Raw genomic sequence first — 23022 nt, forward strand, 5'->3', positions numbered from 1 at the left:
TTGCTCTCCTTGGTTTCCTCAATCGACACTAGAGAAAGACGTGCCATCTGCTTTCAACACCCGTTCGTCCGCACTGCGTCCGCACTGCGCTTGCACGTCATTACACGGCACGCTCAATGCAGACTCCGAGCCAAAGCCGCAATTTCCTGCTGAATTCCGAAGAAGCCGCTGATGAGCCACGACAGCACGAGCGCGAGCACGACGATCGCCGCGCCGTTGACCACGCGCATCTGCGCCTCGATCGTCTCCACGCCGTCGGTCATCCATTCGCTGGCGATCGCGTGCAGCGCCTCGGCGAAGCCCTTGTATTCGGCATACACACACAGATCGTCGACGATCTCCTCCGAAGGAAATCGGTAGCCGGCGTTCTTCATCGCCTCGCCGACGTTGAGCCCCGACTTCACGCCGAAGAGCATGTCGTCGATTCGCTGCCTGAGCCACGGCTTCGCATCGGTGGCCAGCCGCGCGAGCGAGCGTTCGACCGTGAAGCCCGCCGCCTGCAGCGACGAAAACGCGACGAGAAAACCGCAGCCCGTAATGAGCCGATAGATCGAGTAAGGCGGGTAGCGGTCGAGCCAGACCCGCACGTTGCCGGACCAGCGCGGCATCGAGTAAAAGAGCGCCGCGACGAGGATCGCGAGCACCACGAGGCAGTAGATCATGCCGCCCTGCACGAACCGGGACAGCTCGTAGAGCGACTTCGCCACGCCGTGCCAGCGCTCCGGGCTCACGATCGACGCGAAGCGCGGAATCACGAGCTTGCCGAACAGGTACACGTACCCGATCGTCATGGCCACGATCACGCACGGGTAGGTCAACCCGCCGACGATGGCCGTGCGGATCCGGCGGCTGTACTGCACGACGGTGCACACGTTCAGCAGCGCGGCCTCGAGGCGTCCCGACTGCTCGCCGGCCATGACGATCATCTGCTCGGTATGCGGCACCCACCACGCCATTGCCTCGGCCAGCATGCCGCCGTTTTGCACGACGCTGCGCCAGTCCGCGAGCGTCAATGCCAGCGGCTCGTTCGGCTTGCGGCCCTCGTGCGACGCACGCAACTCGAGTTCCTCGAGAATCTTGAGCAACGGCAAACCGTTCGCGAGCATTTTCGCGATCTTGCGATAGAGCCGCAGGCGCGCCTGCGTCGTGAATTGCAGGCGCGCCCAGCGCCGGTTGAGCTCAAGTGCCATAGCCGCTTCCGAGCGGCTGCGGCCGCCCCCCGCTGCCCGGCATGAACGGGCCGACGACGCGCTCCGCCATGCGCGGATCGATGAGGCCCGCCGCCACTTTTTCGAGCGCGTGCTGCGCGACCGTCTGCCCCGCGAGCTCGCTGAGCCAGTACGCCTGTGCATCGGGCTTGCGCCCGGCGCGCAGCAGTTCGCAAAACGTCGCGTCGGTACGCACGACCTCGGCCACCACGGTCCGGCCAACCGTGCCGTTCTTGCAATGCGGGCAACCGGGCCCGGCCACGCGCACCGCGTCGAACCGCGCGCCGACGGCCCGCTTCACGCGCGCGACGAGCCCCATGTCGAGCTGTGCCATCGCCTCGGCCAGCGGGCGCGAGCAGTGCGGACACAGCAGCTTGGCGAGCCGCTGGCTGATGAGCCCCGTGACGAGCGATTCGTCCGTCACCATCGCGATCGGCAAGCCGAGATCGACGAGACGGTCCACGATCGCGAGCGCGCCGTTCGCGTGCACCGTCGTCCAGACCTGATGGCCCGTCATCGCGGCGCGCAACGCGCTTTGCGCCGATGCGCGGTCGCGCACCTCGCCGATCATGATCGTATCGGGATCGAGCCGCATCGCATTCGCGATCGCGGCAGCGAACGCGAGCGAGCGCGCCTCTTCTGTCGGCGCGTTGACGACGGGCGTCTGCACGGCACCCTCGATCGGGTACTCCACCGGGTCTTCCACGGTGATGACGTGGATCGAGCCGGCCATCTCGCGCAGTTGCTTCGTCAGCACGCGCTGCAACGTCGTGGATTTGCCCGAGCCGGTCGGGCCGCTGATGATGTTCATGCCGTGCGGCTGCTGCGCGAGCAGCTCGAACGCGTTCGCCTGCGCCACCGTGAAGCCGAGCTCGGTCAGGGCCGTCGCCTCGCCCGCATCGTTGTAGAGCAGCCGCAGCACCATGACGCTGCCGACGCTCGTGGGCGCCGTCGCGATCCGCACGCCGAACAGCCGGTCCGGCAGCTTGTCGCGATCGCCGATGGCCGCGTCCTGTCGTTCGTTCGGCTTGTAGGTGTTGTCCGATACGCTCGACATCGCCGCATAAAGCGTGGCGAGCAGCCGCTCGCCGTACTCGCGCGTCTGCTCCGAAATGCGCACGAGTTCGTTGTGGATGCGAAAAAGAATCTCCGTGCTGAAGCGGTTCACACGGATATGGATATCCGACGCACGCTCGTCGCACGCCCGCGCGATCAGGTTCTTCGCGAGGACCTGCATCCGCGTGTGATCGATGCGCTCGGCACTGCCGTCGCGACGCGGGCCCTGATAGCTGCGTCTGATCGCATCGAGTGTCACGAGCCGCGTCGTGTAGTGGCAATTGAGCCGTTCGAGCCTCGCGCAGTACGACAGCACGAACGGATTCATTTCGTGCCCTTCGGCAACGAGCAGCGTGCCGTCGTCGAGCAGACAGAGAAACTTGCGCTCCTCCTCGCTCGCGGCGAACTCGCCGCTGTCGGAAAGCGGGCGCGCCACTGCGGCGAGCGGCAGCGCCTGCCCCGGCGGCTGGCTTTGCGACGCTGTTTGCGCGGGCTGCACCGAAGCGGCGGCGGCAGCGGCCACGGCGCTCAGCACCGGCTCGCGTGGCCGCGCAACGGGCGCGAGAGCCGGCCCGGCCGCGGCCGCCGGCTGACCCTGCGTAACAGACGGATCGGTTTCGACCGGCTTCACGGCGCGCGAGAGAATCAGTGGCGTCACGCTTGTGGGCGTCTTGCCCGGAGGTGTCGGAGACGAACTCATGGCATCACCTCGCAGGCATCGGCAAAGCAGGCAGCGTCGGCACCGGCGGCACGCCGGGCGAGCCTGTCGACGCCACGTTGCGCGCGGGCTGCTGCCGCGCGCTCGCGGAGACGGTCAGCGTCGTGCGCCGTCCGTCTTGCGATGCGAGGACGATCGCACCCGGGCGAACGGCCGCCACGCGCATGCCGTTGGGCAGCGTATCGCCGGGCCCGACATCGAACTCCGCGCCGTCGCTCGTCGCCACCGTAGCGCTGAGCTGCTTGCCGAGCCCTTGTGTCGCCACGAGCGACACGTCCGAATACGAGGAGACGGTACTGCCCATCCGGTGCAGCGCTTCTTGCCGCTCCGCCACCTGCGCCTGCGCATCGAGCTTTTTCAGCTGTGCCTTGAGGATCATCGTTTCCTCCTGTAGCCGCATCAGTTCGTTGGCTGCCTGCACGGCGGCCGGCGTCGGAACGACGTTCAGGCGCGGCGCCGCTTCAGCGGGCGCGGCGGCCGTGGCAGCCGCGGCGCTGGCCGCGCCGGACGCGGCCAACGGCCACGCGCAGCAGCAGGCGAGCACCAGCACAGTCAATGCATCGTCATTTCTCATAGAGCACTCCGTCGAGCGTCCACTGCCCGGATTTGTATGAAAGCGTCTCGACGCGCACGCCCGGCTCGTCGAGATACCTGATGAGGCTGTCGGGCCGCACGCCGCCCAGTTGCGCCGACATGCGCCAGGTCTGCCAGCTCGGCGCCGGGGGCGGGCCGCCGCCCGGATGCAGCCGGTCCAGCGTTTGCGAAGCGAGGCTGCGCTGCGGCGCGCTTGCCGGCTGCAGCGTGAACGTCAGGCCGATGCCCAGCAACTGGAACGCGGAAAGCATGCGCAAGCGCACGCCGCGCACGCCATCGATCACTTCGTCTCCCCCCGCGGGCAATGCCAGCGGCTCCACGTAGCTCGCATGCTCGCCGTTGCCGTCGATCGTCGCGCGCGGCTCCGCCGCCATCAGCATCGCCACGTTCGATCCGTCCCGCGACCAGCTGTAGCTGACGTTCGACGCGCGGCAAACGTAGTCGTCGAGTTCCCAGCCGCCCGGCGCGATGTGCGTGAAGTGATCGACGCACGCGCGAACGAACGCATCGGGCCGCGGCTCGCCGGCCCACGGGTGCGCGGCTTCGGGCGGTGCCGCGGGCTTGGGCGGATGCAGCGCGAGCTCCGCGCGCATCCGCTCGAACGCCTGCTGCCGCTCGACTTCCATACGGTGGCGCCGATACGCGACGATGCCGGCCACAACCGCGGCCGCCACCACGATCGCGACGGCGGCCAGCAGCACCTCGCGCCGCGGTGCGCGCCGCGAGACACGCGACAGATTCAGCCAGCGCGGCAAATGCGGCTTGCCGCCCCGGCGCGGGATCATGTCCTCGATGCGCCGCGCGTAGAAGTTGTGGAACCCCTGCACTTCCAGCTGCGGATCGCCGATGACGACGTTCCAGCCGCCGAGGCTGTAATCGCTGTGCAGCCGCTCGAACACTTCTTCGCTGGAACCGATCCGATCGCCGTTCGGCAGGAATGCGCCGTCGCGCACCGCGAAATAGGCCCAGCGCCCGTCGGGCAGATGGAACGCACCGAGCCAGTTGGGCGCCGGCTGCTGGCGTCCGTCGTAGAACGCGCCTTCGGCCGCGATCGTCTTCGACACGAGCGCGCCGAGCGACGGCAAGCCCAGTTGCGCGCCCTCGCGCGTGCTCGCGAAACCCGCGCCCGCGAAGGTGCGGTCGATACGCAGCACCATCGCATCGAAATTCAGGCGCGCGGCGAGTTCCACGGCCTCCGCGCGCAGCGCGTGCCGGCGCGACAGCGATTGCCAGAAAAGGCCGCATATGAACCGCTGCCGGCCGATCTGGATGACTTGCGTCGCCATGAAGGATCCTGTGCCCGAGCGCGCTTCAAGCGCCGTTGATCGCGATCGGCGAGAGCAGGATGACGATCACCTCGCGCGTGCCGGACGCGTTGAATCCGCCCATCGCGTAGTTCGACGGATGGCCGACGCCTTGCCGGTTATCCTGATCGGTGATGCCCTCGTAGCCGCTGATGACGAGCGTCTGCCCCGACTTCACGGCGATGCGCTGCAGGAAGTTGCGCGTATCGACGGTCGGCAGCTGGATCTGCTGGTTCGCCGGGCCGAACGGCACAAGGTTCACGAGCGACGAAATGTTGCTGTAGAACTGCATCATGATCGTGCCGTCGTCGAGGATGTGCGGCAGCACCGTGAGGTTGAAGCCGGTCGTGATCGTGCCCGGCGTGAGCGACGTCTGGCTGCCGATGTTGACGGTGTTGGTCGTCGAGATCTGCGCGAGATAGCCTTGCTGCTCGGCCACCTGCACGGGAACGGGCTGATCGTTGAGCGTCGTGATCGAGGCCGAGGTCTTGCGGTGCACCGTTCCCTGCGTCGAAAGCGCATCGATGACGGCCGTCGTGCTCGAGGCGCGGCTCGACGGTGTGATGACCGAGGCCGAGAGCTCGCTCGGGTTCTGGATCATGCTCGTGAACGCGGTGGTGATGCCGAACTGCGTGCCGAGCGCCTGATAGACCGCGTGCCAGTTGATGCCGTAGCTGTCCGCCGCGGAAAGCGTGACCGAGAGCACCGTCACGTTGATGAGCACCTGCCGCGCGAGCACACGGTTTTGCTGCTCCATGAACTCGCCCACGCGCTCGAGCACATCGGGCGTATCGGTGACCGCGATCGAGCCCGTGGCTGGCGACGTGATGACCGAGCCTGCCGGAGAGAGCATCGCCTTGATCGCCGTCTGCAAGCCGTTGTACACCGAGAGCTGCGCGTTCATCGTGATATTCGCGGTGTTGTCCGACGACACGGAGGGCGAACCGGACGTCCCGCCGCCTCCGCCGCCGATGCCCGCGCCGCCGGCGCCCGATCCGCCCGCGGCCCCCGTGCTGTTGCTCGAGGCGCCGCCGCTGTTGCTCGCTCCGCTCACGACGTTCGTATCCAGCTTCGAGTCGCCCGGAATGGCGACGACCTGATAGACGCGCGTGCCCGTGTAGAAGAAGACGATCGCGCCGTCCTCATACTTCCAATAGACGCCGAAGCGAGCCGACGCCGTGTCGAGCAGCCCGCGCAGCGTGCCGCGCGAATACGCGATGCGCACTGGCGAGGATACGCTCGGCACGCGCGCGGCCACCGTCGCGGCGCTCGTGCTCGGCGCGGGCCCCTGCAGCAGGCCGGGGGGCAGCGGCGGCACGCCGGGATAGGCTCCGGCGCCCCCCGTATCGACCGCGGTCTGCGTCGCGCGCGCGGCCGCTTCGCTCGTGCCCGGCGCGACCTTGGCCGGCAGGTGCGCGAGGCGCGAAATGCGATCGGCGAACATGCGCAGCGAATCGACCGTGCCGTCGAAGCTCGCCGGCTCGTCGAAGAGCTTCGGCAGCGTCGATTTCGTCGCGATCTTGATCGTCTTGCCCGACAGCCAGAGTTCGTCTTTGACGACGACGTCGTCACTGCCCGGCACCGCGCGGTTGTCGCCGTTCGAGAGCTTGCCGAGCAATTGCCCCGCACGCGCGGTATCGGATTGCGAGCTGCGCTCGATCTTGTCCAGGAGACCGGTGCACCCCGCGAGCAGCGACAGGCATGCGGCAAGGACGACGAAAGGACGACGGAGGACGCTCATCAACTTGCTCCTTTGGGAACGACGCGCATGACGTGGTTGCGCTGGTACAAGACCACCTGAATCGGCACCTGCGAGCCGGCGAGCGCATTGGTCACCTGACGCAGCGCTTCGGCGAGCGTGCCGTGTATCGTGGCCGTCGCGTCGACCTGAAAATCGGTCGGCACGTCCCAGATGAATTGCCAGCCGGCTTCGCTCGCCCAGCGCGCGAGCGCATTGCGCACGGAGCCGTCCGACAGGCGCATCTGCCACTCCGTGCGCTCGGGCGCCGCCGCGGGTACGAACGCCGGAGTCGCGGCGGGCGCCGACGATGGCGCCGGGGAGTCCGGGCCGGACGCCGGCTGCGTGGCGGCGAGCAACGGGGGCTCTATGGCGTCACGCTTTGCGGGCGCGGGCACCTGCGCTCGCGGCGGTGCTGAAACAAGCGCCGGTACCGATGCCGGTTTGGCCGGCCCGGCTGCCGGTGCGGGCGACATCGCCGGAGCGGGCGCGGGTGCGGGTGCGGGTGCGCGCGACATCACCGGAGCGGGTGCGGGTGCCGGTACCGATGCCGGAATGACCGGCCCGGCTGCCGGTGCGGGCGACATCGCCAGAGCGGGCGCGGGTGCGGGTGCGGGTGCCGGCATGGCCGGCCCGGCCGCCGGTGCGGACGACATCACCGGAGCGGGCGCGGGTGCGGGTGCCGATGCCGGCACGGGCGGGACCGCCAGTGCTGCCGCCGGTGTGCGAGCCGATGCCGGTGTTGCGGGTATCCACGTCGAAACGCGCGCCTGCGCCAGGGTCTGCACCGGTGCAATGGCAGGTCCCGCCGCGGGAGCCATCGCCGCCGCGCCCGTGGGCAAGGTGGAAGACGCATTCGTGGCGGCACTGTTCATGCGCGACGCCGCGCCGGCCGCCGGCGAGGAAGGCTGCGGCGCGTCAACGTTTGCGCGCCGCGCATGCGCGGTCACCGTGAGCAAACGCATATCCGTATCGACGCGCGCCTGCAGCGCAGGATCGACCGACAGCACCTCGCCGAGCGCGTGCACGACCGACGAGCCGGCGCGCCAGCTCACGGACGCGTCGGCCCATGCGCCCGCGTTCGGCACATTGATGCTGTAACTCGTCGGCATGATCTGCTCGAGCGCGCGCAGCAACGGAACGTCGTGGCCGCCCGTGCGCACGACGCCGCCCAGGCGCTGCCCGCCGTCGACGATTACTTGCTGATCGGAAGCGTGCGCGACCGTGCAGGCGAACCAGACGCCGCACAGCAGCGCCCGAATGGCCGGCGGCATCGCCGCTATCCGAACATTCGCCCTCGGCCGGCTCCGCCTGTTGTCGCTCACGCACCTCGGATGGACCGGGAGTTCTATTTTTTTTGTTGCCACGTTCTTTTCACTCTGCTTGAACCATTACACCTGCCGGAACAAACCGAGCAACGGCAAGCCGACCCCTCGCTTTGTTCCGGAAACGCCAATAATTGCCCTAAAAGAAGCAGTACCGAATGGCGTCCGGAATTCGAAAGCAAGTATGCAAGAAAACAATACCGACTTGTAAGGATAGCTACAGCCCAATGGGTAATTACGGCAAAGTACACCGCACCTTTAAGTAAAAAAATACCCCTGGAAAATCATCCTTTCTCGGCCAGCATGGATGATACAGGCACCGGCGCAAGAATGTCGCCTTCGCGTCACAAGCCCCGCCCAGCATGGCGCTGCGGCAGCTGCCGCATTTTTTTGGACGTTTCGGCGCGAATCGCGGAATGGCTTCCCGCAGAAATATGCCAGATACAAACATGTGCTATGGCGCCGTTCGCGAGCGAGCCGCCCATTGGATGCCGTGCACCGCGCCAAACAGCGCACGGCGGCGGAAAACGTAACAAAAAATCATCAAAAAATGCGACGCAGGCCGCCCGCTCGTGCGTGAAAGTCCATCGCGGCACCGCCCTCTCCGGCAAATGCCGATGCCGAACCGAAGGTAACAAACCATCACAAACACGAGCCTAAATCGGCCCGCGATGAAAACATGCGCTCACTGCTTCACGAATCGTTTCACGCCGCTTAACGCATCGCTCATTGAATCAGGAGCACGACATGTTCTCGACGATCTACTTCGCCGCGGCCTCGGCCCTCGCTTTCGACGACACCCCTGCGGACGTCGCCTCGAAAATGCTCCAAGGCCAGTTTCTCGACGCTGTCCGCCACGCCGCACGCCATGCCGATACCGACACGGCGCAAGCTCAGCCCGGCTACGCACAACTGCAGGTCTGTGCCGACCTCGAGCTGATGCTCGGCCGCCATGAAGAAGCGGAGGAAACGTATCGCCGCGCGCAAAAAGCCATTCGCGCCCAACGCGACGGTCTGCGTATCGCGTCGTGTCGCAATACCGGCTGGCAAGCCTTCTTCCGCAACCAGTTCAACGTCGCGCTCAGTTGCTTCAAGCGCGTCGGCGAGGAAAAGGCGGCCACGCCGCACCAACGTCTCGACAGCCTCGTCGGTGCGACACTCGTTTCGTTTCATCTGGGCTTGATCCAGGCGGCGTGCCATCGCCTCGGCGAGCTGGCCGCGCTGGCGGCAACGCATGGCGATCGCCGCTGGAGCTACCTCGTGGAGGCGCTGCGGCGGGACCTCTTCGCGCAGCACGAACTGCACGGTGCCGAGCGACTCGCCGACCACATCTACTGGCGCTCGGCGATCGGGGAGTTCGAGTCGAGCGAGGCACCGGTACCCGGCTCGCAACCCGCCGGGACCGTGCTGCCGCTGCTGGCCGAACGGCTCTCGCACCTGAACCGGCTCGTTTCGCTGGCTGACGGCCGGACGAGCGCGGGCGAAACGCTCAAGCAATACGTGAGCTGGAGCCGCCAGGCCGGCCTCAACGATTATCACCGCAGCCTGTGCCTCGAAATCACGTTGGCCGCGATCGCCGGCCACGCGACGCCGTTGGCCGAAGCGATGCTCGATGCGTCCGGCGCGGCGAATTCGCAAGGCAGCCAGCATGCGCGCTGGTACCTCGACTACCTCTACTGCCGCGCGAAGATCATGCAGCAGCAGATGCGCACGCAGGAATTCGCACAGTTCTACGGCCGCTACGCGCTCGCGTCGATTCAGCACGTGCGCGCGGACATGTCGATGCCCGCCGCCGCGGCCGATCACATGCAGGCATCGCGCACGGCGCAGCGCTCCGACGACGTGAGCGCCCGCCTGCCGGCGAAATACCGCCGCGCCTATCGCTACCTGATGGACAACCTCGACCAAAAGGACCTTTCGGTACGCGAAGTGGCATCGCATGTGGGCGTGACCGAGCGCGCGATGCAGGCAGCGTTCAAGAACCACCTCGGGCTGTCGCCGAGCGAGCTGATCCGGCGCCAGCGGATGGAGCGCATTCGCGACGATCTGCTCGACGACGGCGCACCGGCCACGCGCGTGCTCGACGTCGCGAACAAGTGGGGCGTGCGCCATCGTTCGACGCTGATCAACGGCTACCGGCGCGTGTTCCAGGAAGCGCCGTCGGAGACGATGGGCCGCTGAGGGCAGCGGTGTGCGGCGCCAAAGCGCCTGCACCACCGATCGGTAACACGGCCGGCCCGCGGCTTTTTTCCGCCAACGCCGTCCGACGAAACGCACACGCGTGGGTCGGACGGCGTTTTCATTCCCACGTCGGTGCGAAGCGATTCCCGCACCGCTTCTCTTACCGGATGATCCATGATGCGACTATTCACGCCCAAGCCGGCGCTCGCGCTGGCGCTTGCCGTTCTGTCCGCGCGGCCCGCCGAAGTGCACGCGCAGACCGCCGACTGCTTTGCGGCGGCCGCAGCCTATCAACATGTGAGCCCCGTCGTGCTGCGCGCGATCGCGTGGCAAGAATCGCATGGCAACGCGAACGCGCTCCATCGCAACCGGAACGGTTCGACCGATTACGGCATGATGCAGATCAACTCGATTCACCTTCCGCTGCTGTCGCGCTACGGCGTCTCGGCTGACGACCTCATGAACCCATGCTTGAGCGTGTACGTGGCTGCGTGGCACCTGCACAAGATGATGGTCAAGTACGGGAATAACTGGGCGGCGATCGGTGCCTACCATTCGGAGACACCTGCCGAGCGCGACCGCTACGCGCGTTCGGTGCAAAGCATCGTCGAGCGCATGAAGCTGGCGGATGACGGACAGTAGGACGAGCAGGGGCAGCCGGGGAGACCCGGCTGCCCGCGAACGTCATCAAGAGAGAAAGGGACGTTGCATGAGGAAGTCGTCCCGTATGGCGAGCGCCAAGGCAAGCGCGAAGCGGGGACGAAGCAGGAACAAAGCAGGCAGGAAGCGTGGACGATCAGACAGGGGCATTCGCGAGCCGCGGGCGAAAACGCCGCGGCCCGCCGTAGCCGTTACTGCCCCTTGGCGGCGTTCGAAATGTTGCTGGCACCCTTGTTACCCACCGACGCCAGCGCCGATGTGAGCTCCTGCGACTGCTGGTTGACAGCGGCCGCCAACGTGTTCGCGTTGTTGAGCCGCGTCATTTCGCTTTGCTGCTGCATGAAGTCGTTTTGCATCGCAGCCATTTGCGTCACGGGATTCCCTGCACCGAGGGCCGATGGACGCATCATGTCACCCGCCGCATGCATTGCGGTGGACGCGACGCCGGGCGGCAGAAAGTGACTTCCGGCATGAAGCGCCGAACTCAGAAACTGTGCACCGACGTTCCCCGTGCGCCCCGGCAGGCTGGCAAAGTTGCGCGGCGGTGGTGGCGGAGGTGGCGGCGCGCCGTCGGCCCCCTTGAAGCTGGATAGCCCGTCCAGTTGGCCTTTGCTGCGCGCGGGCGCTTGCTTTTGTGCGCCGTCGGTCGCACCGTTCTTCGTCCCTTTTTCGAACTCCGCGATACGGGACCGGACGAGCCCCGATTGAATTCCTAGGTTTTTCATGGCGAACTCCTTGAGTGACATGACGATTTCCGTCGCCGGCAACATCGCTCGATGTCGGTGCGGCACGGTCCCCGCATCCCACTCACGCGGAGCGATATCGAGGAATGCAAGCACAAGCTTATGCGCCACGACATTGCGCAACGCAAGCGACGCGACGCGGCGAGCGAAATTGCGAAGCGCGCATGCGGCAAACGTCAAATGCGATGAAGTACGCAAATGGATCCGCAGTCGCAGCACCGGCGCCGGCATCGACGTGCGTTTTTTTGCACGCGACTTCGGAATCGGCAGGCTGTCACCGTTATGTCGTTTTACCTTTCCAACACGAGAACCCACGTTCGCAAAGCGCGAAGACGGAATCGACGGGCGAACGCACGTCGACCGCCTGGACGCGATGAGGCAGCGCGTCAGTCCATCAAGGCCTTTGTCGCGAGGCGACGTCGAACGATCGAAATCAACCGAAAGGAAACGTCATGCCGATCAGCAACAGCACGCAAGTACGGTCATCATCGCTCGACCTCCCGCGCAACGACACGCAGCCCGCGCCGGCCCCGCGCCAACGAAGCGCATCGATGAGCGGCCCGCGCCCCTCCGGCGGCGCATTGCTCGGCGCTCTGAGCAATGCACCGGCCTTTCCGGCGCACACCGGCACCCATGCACCGGCGCAGGCGGGCCCGCTTTCGACAACATCGCAACCGGCCGGGACGGCGCAGCCCCCATCGTCGCCGCTGCCGGCGCCAGTCAGGCGCAGCTCGCTGCCTGCGCGCGCGTCGTCGTCAGGCTCCACGATCGGCCGCCCAGGTGGAGGCTCACGGTCGTTGCCCGGTTCGGGCAAGCTGGGCGCTCAACGTGCAGCCCCGGGAGACGAGGCGGTGCCGGTGCTCGACTTGTCGGGGGGCGGGCAGTCGAGCGAAGACTTGCCCGTACACGAGGAACCGCAGCCACACACGCCTGCCTCGCAGCACGAGAGTGCGGCGTCCGTTGGACATGAAGAGCCGGTGGAAACGAGAGCTGCCGGCAAGCAACCGGCCACGTCGCGTTCGGGCAGCCCGCTGCCGCACGAGAAGGAAGCTTCGGGGCTGACAGCCGCGACGACGAGCGAGGCCGAATCGGAACCCGAAACGTCCCGTTCGGCCAGCCCGGTGCCGCTCCCGAAAGAGCCGCCGGCGCTCGAGGAAGAGGCAGGGACGAGCGCTGCCGGCAAAATGCCCGCGACGTCCAGCTCGAGCAGCCCACTGCCGCTCGACAAGGAAACCAGCTTCTCGGCGCCTCACCTCGTCGCGCACGACATCGACAGTCAGGAGCCCGAAAGCCCGCCCGAAACCGTTCCGAGCTCGTCGTCCCGGGTAGCACCGGAAACCCGCACGCTGGCCGCTGCCAGGACATCGGTGGTCGCGGAGACCGGGGACACACGTCCGGCATCGGCCGCGGCGGGCACATCGGCGGTCGCGGTAACCGAAGACATGCGTCCGGCGTCGGCCGCCGCGATCAGCACCAACCTGTCGGCCGCGCTGTCCCGGCCGGGGCAGATCCGGTCGTTCATCTCGAACGTCGGCGACATGCTGACTCAGAACCCCTACGGCGCCACGCAACCGCTCAAAGGGTGGACGGCCAACCTCGTCAACGCGTTCAGTCATGAATTCGTCGCAACCGGCGGCGCCACGCTCTTCCGGGAGTTGTGCTCGATGGCGACCGAAGCAGTCCTGGACAAGACCGGCGCCGGGCCCGAAACACGCGGCGCAATTACGGCCTCGCTGTTCACAGCGGCGGCGATGGGCAACCTGGCCGCGATGTTGCACAAGTATCACACCGGCGCCGCGGACAACAAGACCTACGCGGGCCACGGTGCGCAGATCATCGCGCTGATTGCGACGGTGGCCACCGCAGCCTATACCGGCAAGAACGACGCGGGCAACGGGCATCTTGGGCAGCTCGCCGGCATACTGCCTAGCGCGATCAAATCGTACGCATACCTGGCGCGCGACGTGATCAACGTGTTCCGCCCGCTCGAAGGCAATCACGACGCAGGCTACGAGCGCCCCGTCAGAGGCCAGATGCTCAACGACGTTCCGTATTTCGGAAACCAGCTCGCCGTGAACACCGCGCAGGGCAGCTCGCAATGGTCGGCCACGTCCTACGTCGACAGCCTCATTCACCACACGAAGACCAACGCAGCGGTCAAAGGCCTGTTCGGCTATTCGGCGGCGAATGCCGCCGGCGAGGGGCTGGATGCGATCGGGGGACGCGTGGCGTCGGAAATCTCGACGCACGGCTTCACGGGCAAGGCGCTCGATGAACTGAAGACGCTGCGCGTGAGCTGGGGCAAGCTCGACACCTCCGAAACCAGCACCGCCAAGCAGCTCGGGGACAAGGCGGCCGGCGCGGGAATCGCGCGTCTCAGCCTGTTCCTCTCCCTTTATGCCGCCACCGCGGTGGTCAATCACGCCGTGGAGGGTAGAGGCGATTGGTCCGCCGGCACCAAGAGCTTCACGGAGAACGCGTTGGGCGCACTGCTCATCATCGCGGGATGCCTGCCGTTTGCCGCGAGCACGTCGAGCCCGTCGAACCGGTCGAACGAGGGGCGAACGATCGGCGCCGACAACGCGGCGGAACTGAGCGTGATGCGTCGCTCGACCTCGTGAGCACGCGGGCCGCGCCGAGCACGCGAAACGATGAAGGTTCGCGCAGGTGGCCGCATCGGCGGCGGCTCGCCTGCCGCAAGCCGCAAGCCGCTTGCATCGGCATCGCGGCCGCCACCCGGTTCGGCAGTTCGGCAATCCGACAACGACTTCGCATCCGTCAACGCGCTGTAAGCGCCGGGCAATAAATTAGGTTTCGCAGGCGGCCGTTATCGGCCCTCCCCCAGCAACTGATGAATACCGTCATCCTCACGCGGAGAAAATCATGTCCACCACAGCAGTGCAAGGCTATAACGCCGGCTATCTGAACGGCATCGACGATGTCGGCGGCATCGGCGGCACGAACGAATCGCAGCTCGCACAACTGCTCGAGTTGCTCATCGAAGAAATCAAGCAGATTCTCGATCCCTCCAGCCAGAATTCAGGCGATGCCGGTGGTGTGGGCGGCATCGGCGGCGGTACGCCTTCGTACTCCGCGCCGCCCGCCTATGCCGGCGGTGGCGGCGCCGCACCCGCTGGCGTGAGTGGCGGCGGTGGCGGCCAGGGCGGTGGCGGCGCGTCGCCGGGAATAGGCGGCGGTGGAAGCGGTGGCGGTGGCGGTGGCGGCAACACGCTGCCCAACGTATCGGGCGGCGACGCCGCGCACGCCATCGCACAGGACCTCAAATCGCGCTACGGCCTGACCGACGCGCAGGTAGCCGGCGTGCTCGGTAACCTGCAGCAGGAAAGCGGGCTGAAAGGCAACGTCAATCAAGGCGGAGCGACCGGCGCGCCCTCCGGCAACTTCGCGGACGACAACGCCAACGGTTGGGGTCTTGCGCAATGGGGCGGCACACGCAAACAAGGCGAAATCAACTATGCGAAGGAGCACGGGCTCGACCCGGGCAGTCTCGAAGCCAACATCGGCTTCATGAATCAGGAACTCGACACGACGTACAGCAAGACGATCACGGACATCAAGCAGACGACGACGGCAGAACAAGCGGCACTGGTCTGGGACAAGGACTACGAACAGGCCACCGATCCGCAAATGGAAAACCGCAACAAGTACGCCGAGCAATTCCTCGCGCAAGGTCTCTGAACGCGAGGGCGTCCCCCCCCGAGGCGTTTGAAGCTCGCACGATCCCGTCCGATGTCCGGGCGGGATTTTTTTTGTCCGGCATTTTCCGCCGCGCGAAAACACCGCTCGTCGGCAATACACAGACGACCGGTCGCGCCAAGGCAGATCAAATCGCGACGCGATGGTGCTGGCAGCGGTGCGCCGTATTCATCAGAATTTGCTCCGAGAAACCCCGCCATTGATGGCTGGGTTTTACCCACAAGTTACGGACCTGGATTAAAGATGCGCAACATCTCGGTAATTTCTTGCAGGACGAGGAAGCCTCTCCAGATGACGGTTGCGCCGGGTGGAGGATCATTGTGACGACAGAGGTAGCCGCCCACGGTAGCAAAGCTGGCGAAAGCGCAACGGGCGCGAAAGCACAAGCGGCATATCGCGAAGCTGCACGCCAAGGTCGCGAATCGATGACGAATCGACAGCGGCTCGCGAGAAGTCGATCTGGTCTGCTGCTCGCAGCTTCGCGAGCAGCAGCTCGTGCAAGCGGTCCCACACTCCAGCCGCCTGTCAGTCGCGTAGTCGTCGCCAACATGTCACGCCCGAGCCGCACCCCATCTCGGCCGGCAGGTCGCGCCAGCGAAGCCCCGTCTCGAGAACGAACAAGATACCGGTCAGCGCGGCGCGATTCGAAACAGGCAGGCGTCCCGGGTTCTTCTCGCGCCGCGGCTTGGATGGTGGCAGTACCGGTTCGTTTTGAAAGCGTCTCTTAATTAGTAGTGCCGGAAAGATATGATTGTCTCAACAGCAGCCGGCATCTCGACGCTCGCAGTCTCCGAACGCATTAAATCCGACAAGCGAGCGCGCTCCGCGTCGAAGACAGCGATATCATTGCCGTCCGCCCGATCGCTGCCAGCCTCAATCGTGCTGCTAAGCGACCTCAATTTTTCGTAATACTTGTGATTCCTCTGCTTGGCGTAAAAGCTTTTACCAGTATGGAGTTGAACCTCAAGATCTTTGCCGTCTTTGGTCCGCAGCCCGACGTTAATTCCGCGATATGTACCGTCATCTTCGACGAAAGCATTGCGAACCCGCATCACCTCCAAGCCGTTCTCAGAGAAGTCCTCGAGTAGTCGTTTTGCGGACGCAGTAAACGACTCAGGCTTCAGTTTCACCGTATAGCGAAGCGCGTCGTGCACGTGCTGGGCCGCTTCGTCCAAAGTCAGCCCCCGTTCGCGGCTGATCAGGTCGATTTTGCGCGCGATGGATGTCTCCTTCTTCAGCAATGAAGCACGCCATTTTTCCCCCTCTGCCCATTCGCCGCCGACGCGTTTTACCAATTTCTCAACAGTCGGCGTGCACACCTTCTCCAGTTGCAAGGCCGAGTTCGCCACCGCCCGAGCTCTCTGATTCGCCGGCCCCGACGCAACCATTCCACCCAAACGCGGCGCCTTCGGCTTGATATCCTTTGGACGGGCAACCTCTCGAGTCCAGTCATCGATCTCTAGCCATCCCTCCGGCTTTGGCATCGCCTTCGTCTTCTCAAGCGTGCCCGCGAGCAACTTCGCTCGGTCCTCGTGCCGGCCGTCCAGCTCAAGCGCATGTGATAACTTGTACTGGTCGTGGTTAGCCTCCTTGAGCTCAAAGCTTTCAGCGGTATGAAATTGAATCTCGACGAGTCGGCGTTCTTCATTACCCTGATCGTTTGGCACGTTCAGTTCGCAGGTGACCGACACCGCGTTGAACGCCTCCGACGGCTTTCTGAAATGGTTGACAACCTTCACGCGCTCCATTCCGCTCTTCGCCAGCTCAGCGATCGCCCGGTCATACGATTTGGCAAACGTAGCCGAATCCAACACCACGGAATATCGCACAGCGTCGTTCACGCCGGCACTCGCCTCAGCGAGCGATAGCTTGCGCACTCCGATGAAACGCTTCAACTTCTCCTGCAGCGAACCTACGGATTTGAGCCGGTGCTCCATATTCTTCAAACTGCCGCCCTCGATCTTGCCCACAACATTGGTCACTAAAGGCGTTACGGCTTCCTCAGCACGCGCAGCGGTGGCTCGGATGCGCTTTGCTTCCGCGTCGATCTCTGCCGGTGACGCAGTTTGCGCGATGCGCTCACGAGGAGTGAGTGATCGCGCCAGCAGACCGAAGCGCTGCTGCTGCTCGATCGAGGTTTCCATGACGGCTGCAGCCATGGAAGGCATCTTACGCAATTGTTCTAACGCGCTATCGGCATCGAAGCGGTCATCACGCAACAGGCGCGCTGTTTGTTTTCCGTAGGGAACCGTCCTGACACGTTCGTCGTATTGCTTCTCGACACGTTCGAACAACGCCATGACCGACATAAAGGTCTCCGTCCCGGTGTTCGATTTGAGCGCATCAGTACCCACTTTGACTGCCAGCGTTAGCAGATTGCGCGCCGTAAGTTCGACTTCTCCTTTCACGTAGCCAGGTTGCCCTTGCGGGAATTTCGACGCCGGCAGGCGGCACACCGGATAGTGATCGAGGATTGCGGCGATTCGATCGACGGGCGCTTGGGCCTTGCCGTAGCTTTCCGCCAATTCTGGAAACCGTTTTTGCAGTTCAGCACCGGTCGAAACGGCTGGCGTTGCCTTCTCTCCGCCCAGCGTCCGCCGCCAATCGGCGACGGCCCCGTGCAACAGTTCAGCGACCTCCTTGGCGACAGGATGATGAGCCGCCTCGACGGCCTGCTGCGCCGCCTCGAACTGCTTGTCGAGCATCGCGCGATTCGGGCTGCTGTCCGAAATCAGATCCTGCAACGCATTGCGAAGATCGCGATCGATACCGTCATAGGTACCGAACATCCAGTCCTCCGCCATTTTGTGACGCAATGCCTCAGGTTGCGCCATAAAGCGGACGGCCGCCATGCTGGCCTTGCCTACGAGCGCATCTCCCTGTTGGGCGTCGATGATGTTTCGCGCCCGCCCCGCGTGGTAGTTGCGATCCGAATCAAAGGCCGTCTGTGCCGTCTTCGGCGGCTTAAAGGAGCGATGTACGCCCTTGCGATTTGCGCGATCCGCCACAACTTTCGCGATGTGTTCGGTAAGTTTGGGATAACCGGCAAATACATATGCGTCATCTCCATCGGTATCCATGTCCCGCTTACGCAACTCTCTGATCGGCACCGCGCCTAGTTCGCCAGGCAACAGCAGATCCTTCACACGAAGGCTCCCCGTTGTAGTTATCGACGTGGGCGATTGCGGGCGGTTTCGAGATTCCGCCCAAGTAGATAGCGTCTTCATGTCTTCCGTGGAACATGCTAGATCAAGGTGCTGGTACGCCTCTGGCCAGGATCCTTTCGGCGGAATAATGAGCATCCCTTTGCAATGGAGAATGTCTGCATCCGACTGCTTGGCGTCATCGAAGCCCGCATAGCTATATTGGATCGCAAAGCAGTCGTTGCTTAGGAACTTCGCCGTGACATCGCCGGCCCCTATTGTCTTCACACGGTCTTCCTCAATAGGCAACAAGTTTTCCTTGTCGTACGGCGGCTTCCCCAGTAGGACGGCACCGCCCTTTTTGTCGAACGTCTCGCCCTTTTGCCGGGGTAGGTGGAGGTCATCGTCGGCAGACGGCACCGCTCGGATTTTGCACCCTTCGTAGCCGCCGTTAACGAGCAATCGATACTGCTCAAGCTTTGTGACGTTGTCCGGAGCCAGAGGACCAGGCATGCGCACGTCGAGCACCGGTGCCTTGCCGACACCCGTCGTTACCTTGGCGAGTTCATTCAGCTTTTCCTCGATAAGATCGCTCGCCTCCTTGACCGCTGCTTCGTCGCGTGGAAAATGCTGTAGCGCCTGGGGAGCCATGTAACTGGGCTCTTGCTTGAACGACTCGATTAGCTTGCGCTGCGCTTGGTCGGCGTGACCCTTTCGACAAGCGGTCCACGCATTGATGAGCTCAGCCACGACCGGAATCTGTATGGCAGCCTCGTAGCGCAAGAACCCGCAACCGTCGTTCGGACATAGCTTTATTTCCTTGCCGGAGGCGGGATCCACCGGCTTGAACGGATGTTCCGGTCCGGGCACGTCTGGGAACCAGCCAATCCTCACTGTCCCTTCTACGGCGTGGTCGGCGGGCACGATCTCGAGTAGAGAACGCTGAATTCGCGACCAATCCTCTCGCTGCGGTCCCAGCTTTGAGACCAGCTTCATAAATGGGCTCGTCGGCGCGCTGTCCGAGTACCGAATCGCTGGAAGCCGGCCGTATCCACGCTTTGAACCCGCCAGGATAGCTTGCGGACGCATACTCGGCACCTTCAAATGGCTGCCACCGAACATATCAAAGCGCCACTGCTCGCCGTTGTGGTTGATCGTGCGCGCCAGCATGAAGGGGCTCAAAGGACCCGGTAGCTTGACTTCTGTCACAGGCTGGCCTGTCAAGCGTGAGTAGAAGGAATACTGGGGCCCACCTTCTGACTCGTCGCTCCGCAACGTCTTGCCGGTCATATCAATGAGCGTGTAGTGCGGCGAGCCTTCTCCCGGCTGAACCGGACGCAGCGTGCCTGGCTTCGTCTTCATGCTCGCCTGCAGCTTATCGAGGTCGAGCGGAATTGGTTTGCTCTTTGCCGTCAACAAAGCTTCGTCTCTGCGCATACGAACATCTAGCGCATTGAGAATGTCGTCGCCGACTTCGATCTGCGCAATGAGATTCCAACTCATCTCCTGCAGATCGGTGGTGACCGCGTTGCGCGTGCGCTCCAGCAGGCTTTCGACCCAACCTTTTAGCTCAGCACGCTGCTGTGCCACCTCGGTACGTGGCGCGTCTACCCAGCGCGTTTTCCACAAGCTTTGCGTGATCGCGAACGACTTCAGGATGTGCACGAAAGTCAGGGCGGGGCGACGCGTATCGAACTGTTCTGCCGGCTCGCCCGTAGCAGACTGATTCTCTCGACTATTTCCTAGTGTGGAATCTTCCTGGTCCAACAACAATTGGATCTTACGATCCGCAATCGGCTTCAGGCGATCCATCAGCTTTAGCGCGGCTTTGCGATGACGCACGAGTTCCGGGCTTCGCTGTACCGGCACAAGGCCCATGCACAGTGTTCCCAGCGACTCCAGGTTTTCGCCGCGCAGGGCGTCCGTGTCGATCAACGCATGGACGCGTCCAAGGGCAGTCGGGACGAGTGGCTTCATCGCCTTCTGCATGTTGGCCGAACCCAGCGCCTTGAAGATAACGCCGATATGTTTGACGGAAGCTGTTCCGAGCAGCTCGCTCTTGTGCGTGTCGAGATGGGCCGCGAGCATGTGCAAACATGTCTGCGAAAGAGCTTGTAGGTCGTCGGCACTATCATCGGCCGAATGGAGGCGTGACATCGCATTCGCGAGTTGCGAGAGCGACACCATGTTGAACTCGCTCCATTGCCGCTTGCCCTCGGATAGCGTTTCGGCGATGGCCTGCAGAGCGGTGGTGCATGCCGGCTCACGAGGCCAGCGACTCAACGCGTTGGCGATCGTAGCAAGCGAACGCGCTTCAAATTTGTCCGGATAGGCAAATTCGGCGCGGCGCTCGATGAGCGCCTCGGCAAGCGCCCGCCCACCTGCAACACACTGCTCATCGTCAGGCCATTTACTTAGCGCGACGAGCGTGTTTGAAAGTCCCTGATCGTTGAACTTCGCGCAAAGACCATCTTCCTCATGGATCCGCTGACCAAGCGCACCGGCGACCTTTAGAGCGGTCGGCTCGGCGGTCCAATGGGACAAGGCGTTAAGCGTGTTGCTGACGTCCTCGCTGTTCATCGCGATGAGCTTGGACCTGTCTTGATCGAGTTGCCTTGCCAACTCCCGAGCAGCTTCGGCACTACCTGGAAGATCCGGCATCTTGCTGAGCGCGTTCAGCGTCCCACTCATTTGATGAGCAGAAAAGTTTTTGCGTAACTCTGCATCGTCAACGATGCGTTCGGTTAATGCGGCAGCAAGTTCTGTACACGAGTCGTACTGCGGAAATTTGCACAGTGCTACGAGCATCCCTGAAATTTCCTGTGCGCCGGCAGTAGCGATTGCCTCCTCGTCACTGCGCAAGCGTTGGGCGATCTCGCGAGCCCCATCGGGGAATTCCAGCACATGTGCAAGCCGCGCCATTGCAGAAAGCGCATTGAGGGAATCCAACGGGTGCTTCACCAGGTCGCCTTCTGCACGCAAGCGGCGAATCAAAGTAAGTGCCGCATCGCGGCACTGGTCGTCTTCTGGCCAATAACTGAGCGCATTCGCTGTCAAACTAACGTGGCCCCCAGTGAGGCCACGGGCTAACGGACCTTGATCGTTTTTACTCGGCACGAGAACGCCCGCGAGTGCGCGAGCCGCCTGTATACATCCGGGGTCCTTCGCCCACGCCCGCAATGCATTGAGCGTTTGAACCGCCTCCTGCTGGTTGAAAGAGCGTACGACGCTCGGATCGGTCGCGATGCGCGGAATGAGCGTGAGCGCGGCTTCCGTGCAATAGGGCACATCCGGCCATTTTGACAGCGCACCTAATACGTTGCTAACCTCCTGTTCATTGAAGCCGACCTGAAGGTCGCGTCTAGAAACGATACGCCCAGCAAGCGTGCTCGCGATCGACTGGACAGCCCGCTCCGGCCATTTCGATAGGGCAGTCAACACGTTCGCAAGGGACTGCTCTTGCAGCTTTTCCCGCAATGCTGGCTCGTTTTTGAGGCGGTCAACAAGCGCTTGCGCGACTTCGATACAGGGGCGCGCCGAAGGCCGTTTGCTGACGATATTGAGTACGCTGGCGACTTCCTGTGCGCTCAGCTTACTGCGCAATGCGGGTTCGTTTTGCAGACGCCCGACAAGAAGCCGTAACCCCGTTTGCGATTGATCCTTGAGTCCGTCTCGCGCCAGGGACGCGAGCGCGTTGCTAACACCCTGCGGGGAAAGATCGGTAAGGATCGTACTGCTGCTGTTCAAGCGTGCGGCGACATTCTCGGTTGCCGCCACGCACAAAGGATCTCCCGGCCACTTGGCAAGCGCGCCGAGCACGTTGCTTACGCCTTGCGCGTCCAGCGTCGTCGCTAACGTCGGCGTGCTCACGATACGCTGAGCAAGATTCGCTGCCGCTTGCGCACATCGGGGGATATCAGCACTTTGCGAAAATGCATTGAATGCCATACTGAGGCTCTGCCCTTCTAGTCTACCGAGGCAGTTCCCGTCTTCCAGCAGAACATCTGCGACATGGGATAGTGCAGCATTACGCGGTTCGCTCGGGAGCTTGGAAAACGCGTTGAGCAGAAGTGCCGTCACCTTTGGATCCCTAAAGTCCGCGTCGGTCCCGCGCTCCTTCACCTCGCGAGCGATTTTTGCGATTGCACCTAAAGCGACGGGAAGACGTTCGAACTTGCTCAGCCGGTTCGACAAGTGGGCCAGGTGATAGACGGACCCACCGTTCAACCACTCCGCCTTGACCAAGTAGTGCGCCACATCCTCTATGCGCTGCTCCACCTGCGGGTCTTGCAGAGGCTCGTGCCGGCCGTCCCCCGAGCGCAGCGTGCATTTGTCGAGCGCGTCCACATATCGGCCAAGTAAAAACAGCGACACATCTGTCTTGCCCTTCGGATCCAGAAAGGCGAGCGCCCTCGGATGCCCCTTTTTCCCTGCAAGCACGTTGGTGGTCGCAAGGTCTAGCACTTCCGCGCGTGAATATCTGGCGGTATGTTGCAGATAGATCTGTTGCCGCTTGCGCTGTTCGAGCAGGGCCTTCGCATCGGGGCCACCAACGGGATGGTAGGCGATTGCCTCCCGAGATGGCCCTTTCCTCGCAAAGTCGTAATCGACCGTGCGAACTTCTCGCTGCGACCC

The 23022-nt window shown here is 63.8% G+C and carries 13 protein-coding genes and 1 pseudogene; 5 read left to right on the forward strand and 9 right to left on the reverse strand.

What is annotated here, in order from left to right:
• Positions 1-113: 113 nt before the first annotated feature.
• From ACP26O_RS30845 to ACP26O_RS30870, 6 genes are read right to left on the reverse strand one after another with little or no spacing between them, the layout of a single operon-like run.
• A complete protein-coding gene (locus tag ACP26O_RS30845) occupies positions 114-1190 on the reverse strand; it encodes a type II secretion system F family protein (RefSeq protein WP_011660767.1) in 1077 nt (358 codons plus the stop codon).
• Positions 1180-2964, reverse strand: coding sequence for a GspE/PulE family protein (locus tag ACP26O_RS30850; RefSeq protein ID WP_175664537.1), 1785 nt, complete (start codon positions 2962-2964; stop codon positions 1180-1182). Before ACP26O_RS30850 ends, ACP26O_RS30845 begins: the two co-directional genes overlap by 11 nt.
• A gap of 4 nt (positions 2965-2968) precedes the next feature.
• Positions 2969-3532: a type IV pilus biogenesis protein PilP gene (pilP, locus tag ACP26O_RS30855; RefSeq protein WP_244099003.1), complete on the reverse strand. Its 564-nt coding sequence runs from the start codon at positions 3530-3532 to the stop codon at positions 2969-2971.
• 13 nt (positions 3533-3545) lie between these two features.
• Entirely contained in the window at positions 3546-4862 is a 1317-nt protein-coding gene (pilO2, locus tag ACP26O_RS30860; protein ID WP_126223945.1) for a type 4b pilus protein PilO2, read from the reverse strand.
• Between the two features lie 25 nt (positions 4863-4887).
• Complete coding sequence (locus ACP26O_RS30865; protein WP_126223946.1) at positions 4888-6621, reverse strand: PilN family type IVB pilus formation outer membrane protein; 1734 nt, start codon at positions 6619-6621, stop codon at positions 4888-4890.
• A complete protein-coding gene (locus ACP26O_RS30870) occupies positions 6621-7892 on the reverse strand; it encodes a toxin co-regulated pilus biosynthesis Q family protein (RefSeq protein WP_175664535.1) in 1272 nt (423 codons plus the stop codon). Before ACP26O_RS30870 ends, ACP26O_RS30865 begins: the two co-directional genes overlap by 1 nt.
• Before the next feature lie 60 nt (positions 7893-7952).
• Here ACP26O_RS30870 and ACP26O_RS30875 point away from each other — a divergent pair, with 60 nt between their 5' ends.
• The 3 genes from ACP26O_RS30875 (at position 7953) to ACP26O_RS30885 (ending at position 10766) form a co-directional block, all read left to right on the forward strand.
• Positions 7953-8603, forward strand: coding sequence for a hypothetical protein (locus ACP26O_RS30875; protein WP_175664534.1), 651 nt, complete (start codon positions 7953-7955; stop codon positions 8601-8603).
• An 87-nt stretch (positions 8604-8690) separates the two neighbouring features.
• Complete coding sequence (locus ACP26O_RS30880) at positions 8691-10124, forward strand: helix-turn-helix transcriptional regulator (RefSeq protein ID WP_175664533.1); 1434 nt, start codon at positions 8691-8693, stop codon at positions 10122-10124.
• Between the two features lie 174 nt (positions 10125-10298).
• Positions 10299-10766: a lytic transglycosylase domain-containing protein gene (locus ACP26O_RS30885; protein ID WP_175664532.1), complete on the forward strand. Its 468-nt coding sequence runs from the start codon at positions 10299-10301 to the stop codon at positions 10764-10766.
• 209 nt (positions 10767-10975) lie between these two features.
• Here the strand turns inward: ACP26O_RS30885 and ACP26O_RS30890 are convergent, their stop codons facing one another.
• Positions 10976-11842 carry a hypothetical protein gene (locus ACP26O_RS30890; protein ID WP_244099002.1) on the reverse strand — a complete coding sequence of 289 codons (867 nt, stop codon included), beginning with the start codon at positions 11840-11842 and terminating at the stop codon, positions 10976-10978.
• A gap of 137 nt (positions 11843-11979) precedes the next feature.
• Between ACP26O_RS30890 and ACP26O_RS30895 the strand changes: the two genes are divergently transcribed.
• Both ACP26O_RS30895 and ACP26O_RS30900 read left to right on the forward strand, forming a co-directional pair.
• A complete protein-coding gene (locus tag ACP26O_RS30895; RefSeq protein ID WP_244099001.1) occupies positions 11980-14148 on the forward strand; it encodes a hypothetical protein in 2169 nt (722 codons plus the stop codon).
• Positions 14149-14410: 262 nt separating this feature from the next.
• Positions 14411-15226, forward strand: a complete 816-nt coding sequence (locus ACP26O_RS30900) for a phage tail tip lysozyme (protein WP_164714700.1) — start codon at positions 14411-14413, stop codon at positions 15224-15226.
• Positions 15227-15652: 426 nt separating this feature from the next.
• On the opposite strand, the pseudogene ACP26O_RS30905 reads toward ACP26O_RS30900, so the two are convergent.
• Together ACP26O_RS30905 and xopAD are read right to left on the reverse strand one after the other, a co-directional pair.
• Positions 15653-15991 (reverse strand): annotated as a pseudogene (locus ACP26O_RS30905) (transposase); the annotation flags it as partial.
• Positions 15973-22851, reverse strand: a complete 6879-nt coding sequence (gene xopAD / locus ACP26O_RS30910) for a XopAD/skwp family type III secretion system effector (protein WP_175664531.1) — start codon at positions 22849-22851, stop codon at positions 15973-15975. The gene xopAD and the pseudogene ACP26O_RS30905, both read right to left, overlap by 19 nt.
• Positions 22852-23022: the final 171 nt, after the last annotated feature.

It is taken from the genome of Burkholderia sp. R-40 (assembly GCF_049942845.1).
GTDB classification, from domain to species: Bacteria; Pseudomonadota; Gammaproteobacteria; order Burkholderiales; family Burkholderiaceae; genus Burkholderia; species Burkholderia ambifaria.